At 42.8% G+C, this 4,757-nt stretch carries 2 protein-coding genes and 1 tRNA gene; all 3 read left to right on the top strand.

The window, feature by feature from the left end; all coding sequences use genetic code 11:
- Positions 1 to 504: 504 nt before the first annotated feature.
- The 3 genes from QZT26_RS16520 (at position 505) to QZT26_RS16510 (ending at position 4,615) form a co-directional block, all read left to right on the top strand.
- Positions 505 to 2,217: a SpoIVB peptidase S55 domain-containing protein gene (locus tag QZT26_RS16520; protein WP_157820426.1), complete on the top strand. Its 1,713-nt coding sequence runs from the start codon at positions 505 to 507 to the stop codon at positions 2,215 to 2,217.
- Between the two features lie 4 nt (positions 2,218 to 2,221).
- Entirely contained in the window at positions 2,222 to 4,462 is a 2,241-nt protein-coding gene (locus QZT26_RS16515; protein ID WP_295103712.1) for a hypothetical protein, read from the top strand.
- A gap of 75 nt (positions 4,463 to 4,537) precedes the next feature.
- Positions 4,538 to 4,615: transfer RNA gene (locus tag QZT26_RS16510), tRNA-Pro, on the top strand.
- The last annotated feature ends 142 nt before the right edge of the window (positions 4,616 to 4,757 follow it).

Raw genomic sequence — 4,757 nt, 5'->3', positions numbered from 1 at the left:
GCTCCTAATTGCAGAGACAGGTTTCAAACCTGTCTCTACGATCTGTTATAATATTCTATTTTGCTACAAACAGGCTGCTCCTACGGAGCTTATAGGTAATACATTTTTCAAAAAACTAAAGTGTTACAATATTTTTAATCAAGCAATAAACAAACCCACCCCTAACCCCTCCTAAGAGGGGACTTGTCTATTCTCCTCCTGGGAGGGGTTAGAGGGGCGGGTAAAAATGAATGCCGTTGGGTTTATATCTTTTAAAATCCAACCTAACTTATGATTGCGGTTTTGCTGTGCTTTGAATAGATTATAATGTGAGAGTATAGTTTAAATGCTTAATCGGGGTATTTCAACTTCTTTTATAGCTTGACAATAAATTGTTAAATTTGGTAGAGTTTCCGCATGAAATCTCTATCGTTGAACAGGTATTTTTTATTCGTTTTTTTTGCGGCATCTGCCTTTTTTGCTTCGTTATCCAATCCTCAATCCCTCCTTGCACAGGAAAGTTTCATGGGTATCGACGAGATCAAGCCCGGGATGAAAGGGTTTGGTAAGACGGTATTTTCCGGTGATAGTATTGAAAATTTCAGCGTCGAGGTTTTAGGCGTCTTAAAAAATTGGGAAACAAAGGCAGATCTTATTCTGATCAAAATGACAGGTGGTCCTCTTGAAGAAACCGGCATCATTGCAGGTATGAGCGGAAGCCCTGTTTACATAGATAATCGTTTGATTGGCGCCGTCGCCTATGGGTGGAGTTTTTCAAAAGAAGCGATTGCCGGTGTGTCGCCAATAAATGAGATGAAAAGTACATTGTTCGATCTCCCTGAAGAAAATGGCAGTAAATTATTCCCCTCGCCCGAATGGGAGCTTCCATTACCGCCCGCAAATACCGGTGAAATAATACCGCAAACATCATTGCCAAAAATTCAGGATGAAGCGATAAACCATCCGGGACATGGGATAAAAATTGCGCCAATAATTTCTCCTTTAATAGTATCAGGGTTTTCAGGCAGGGCATTGGAAGAAATGAACCCTTTTTTTAGCGCGTACAATTTGTACCCCCTGCAAGGCGGAAGCTATGCAGCAACATCGGCGACATACCCAACCAGGCTGGTTCCAGGCGCATCGGTAGCCGCAGTGCTGATCAAAGGAGACCTGAATGCCGCTGTAGTGGGTACGGTTACGTATGTTGATGGCGATCAGGTACTTGCCTTCGGACACCCCTTTTTGCATGCGGGAACCACGAACATTCCGATGGCAACGGCGCATGTATTTGCAATCCTCAGCAGTCACTCCAATTCAGTAAAAATGGCGTCGCCGGTTGAAATAATCGGACAGATTAATCAGGACAGGAGATCGGGAGTTGCCGGTACTATTGGCACATTTTCCCGCATGATTCCCTGTCGCATAGCAGTTGACGGCACGCAAAACATTGAATATAGCTTCGAAATTGTGGACAACAAACTGCTCACACCGGTGCTTGTTTTAATGGCGGCTCAGGGCGCTGTTGCCGCCACCGAAAAAAAATTGGGTGAACGGTGCGTTGACATACAGCTTTTCGCAAAGATTGACGGATATGAGAAACCACTGATATTAAAAAACAGCTATTATGAATTTAACCAGACATGGTTCTCTATCGACGAAATTGCACAATGCTTTGCAATGGTTATCAACAATCAGTTTCAGGAAATTACCGTTCAGGAGATTGATCTGAAGATTAACATCCTGAATTTGCGGCAAACTGCGTCTATCGAAGCAATTCAGGCAAGAAATAACTATGTACGACCGGGAGATGAATTATCTTTGGACGTATTGCTAAAGCCTTACACCGGAAACGATATTTACAAGACAATTCAGATCAAAATCCCGGAAGACGTCCTCCCCGGTGACCTTCTTGAGATTACGGCATGCGATGCGAAATTCAGCAAATCATTGGATATGGGAAGGGCTGCAGGTAGGCATTTGCCTGTTAATTTTGAACAGCTTTTGGACGACGTCTGCGATATGGAAAGAAACAACAATCTCATTGTACGCGTCCTTCTCTCTAAAAATGGGTTAACCTATAAAGGAGAAGGTCTTCCTTCGCTTCCTCAATCCATTTTTTCTATTATGAATAATGTAGGTCAAAGCGGCATCGGACCTCTTATGGGGGAAATAATTACTAAGGTTCCGACTAAATATGTTCTTAACGGTAAACAAAGCATACACGTATTGGTTAAATAACATTATGAATACGATTCTATCATCGTGCAATCAAGTCATAGCCATATTCCTTTTTTCCTCTCTATCGATCCCCTTTGCAAACGCTACGACCACCCATACATGGTCACAATCCACTGAGTATGATTTTAAAAAAGGCGACTATCAGAACATTTCTATCCACAGCAAAGGGGAGCTATCTCTTTCCCCTCAAACAGAAACCATTCAGGGCATTGATAATACCTACGTATGGTCAATCGCCCAGGATGAACAAAGCCGCATATTCATTGGCGCCGGAGACCCGGCAACGGTTTACTCCATAAAAGACAATGCCGGAGCGGCAGAGATCTTCAGGTCGCCGGAATTATATGTGCAAAGTATTATTGCCGGCAAAGACGGTAATATATACGCCGGTACTGCGCCAAGGGGCATAATCTATAAAATCAGCAAAGAAGGGGAATGTTCGGTATTTTGCAGCCTGCCCGTTTCCTATATATGGGATATGGAAATAGACAGCAATTTCAATCTCATTGTGGCAACAGGAGATGAAGGCCTGTTGTTTAAAATCTCACCAGAAGGATGCCCGGATATTCTTTTCGATTCTCCGGAAACAAATCTTTTAGACGTCGTACTTGATAAAAACAATAACATATATGTAGCGACAGAACCAAATGGCCTTATATATAAAATAGACAACAACGGGAACGCTCATGTACTTTACGATGCGGAAGAGGAGGAAATACATTGTCTTGCCATTGATTATTCCGGCAATATATATGCGGGTACTGCGTCGGGCACACAGATGGCAATGCCTAAATCACCCATGGCAAAAACCGTCGGAGAAACAACGGTAATTGCATCTCCATTCAAAGAGGGAAAAGCCTGGGACCTTAATATTCCGGATGAACTAACCGTTACTAAAACGGCATATATTCAACAGAAAACACATCCTTCGCAGAGATCTGGACTGCAACACAAAACGATAGGAAGCCCGTTTAAACCAAATTATATTTACAAGATCACTGAAGAAGGGTTTGCGGAAAAAATTTTCGAGATAGAACAGGCATTCATTTTCGATATGGTGTTTGATGCAGAAGGAAATCTTTTTGTAGTTACTGGAAATGAATCCGCTATATATAAAATTTTTAGTGATGCCTCGTTTATCCGTATTGCGGCAGCAGAAGTTGGACAGTTGCTTTGTTGCCGGATTACTGACCGTAACGAATTATACGTCGGTTCTGGAAATGAGGGAAGGGTGTATAAGATATTGCCGGCATATGAGAAATCCGGCACATTCCTCTCGAATGTATTGGATACATCATCCCTGTCGTCATGGGGAAATATTTCATGGTCATGCGCAGAACCGCCATCGACTAAAATTACCATGGCCACCAGAACGGGAAATTCTGAAAAACCTGATGCAACCTGGAGTGACTGGTCATTGTCCGGAACCTCGCCTTGGGCAAAAATTACAAATTCCCCTGCCCGTTTTATTCAGTACAGGGCAACATTGCAAACGGAAAATGCAGCAATCTCCCCTTCTTTAAAGAGGGTCTCTTTGTCCTATCTGCCGAAAAACCAGCCGCCAAATATTATTATGTTTGAGATAGAAAAGGATATTCCTTCGCCGCAAAAACCTTCACAAGCAAAAAATGGTTCTTTAGCAGAAGCAACGTCTCAATTGCCATCCTCCCAAAAACCACACCATGAAATTGCACAGAAAAAGATTCTTTGGGAAATAGAGGATCCAAATAACGACACATTGCAGATTACGGTTTCCTACAAAGGCATGGACGAGTATACATGGAAAATACTTACTAAAAGTAATCAAAACAAGGGTTCGTATACATGGGATACCCTGCGCCTGCCGGACGGAAGGTATCAAATCAAATTAGAAGCCGGCGATTATCCGGATAATCCGCCGGAAACAGCACTTAGTTCTGAAGCAACATTGCAGCAGCCCTTGATAATTGATAATTCAAAACCTATAATCGCCGGGCCAATAACGGTTGATGTTACCCCGGAGGGAAGGGGTATTATCACCGGCTCTGCGCAGGACGAATACAGTGAGATAGTAAAGGTTCAATATGCTGTCGATGGGCAGGAATGGCTGCCCGCCAATCCCGTTGACGGGATTTTTGATTCCCGGCGGGAATCCTTTCGAATTACAACAGAACCTCTACTTCGGGGCAACTATACCGTTGTCATCAATGTCTTCGATCTTGCAGGAAATATTGCTGTAAAAAAAATAGTGCTTGAGGTAAAATAAAACTTCTTACAAACTCATGTCTGGAGTAGTTTTTTGAAAAAATTCCAATAATCGCAATGTTATATATAAATGGTGCGGGGCGTGGCTCAGCTTGGCTAGAGCGCGACGTTCGGGACGTCGAGGTCGCTGGTTCAAATCCAGTCGCCCCGACCATTAAACAGGGATTATCCTAGCGCGGCCTTTGGCCGCAACCAAAAAGGTGATTTTTAGTTTATTATAAAGTATAGTAGTATCCTCGTAAATAGTAATCAGACAATTTGGAGGACACTACTTATGAATAAGTTGATGGAATTAT

It is taken from the genome of uncultured Candidatus Kuenenia sp., assembly GCF_900696675.1.
Classification (GTDB): domain Bacteria; phylum Planctomycetota; class Brocadiia; order Brocadiales; family Brocadiaceae; genus Kuenenia; species Kuenenia stuttgartiensis_A.
The sequence above is the reverse complement of the archived record's forward strand: the minus strand, read 5'-3'. Positions and strand labels throughout refer to the sequence as shown.

Bases quoted from the DNA above. Each gene is read 5' to 3' on its own strand.
- QZT26_RS16520 (WP_157820426.1), top strand. From the start codon at position 505: ATGGGTATCGACGAGATCAAGCCCGGGATGAAAGGGTTTGGTAAGACG.
- QZT26_RS16515 (WP_295103712.1), top strand. From the start codon at position 2,222: ATGAATACGATTCTATCATCGTGCAATCAAGTCATAGCCATATTCCTT.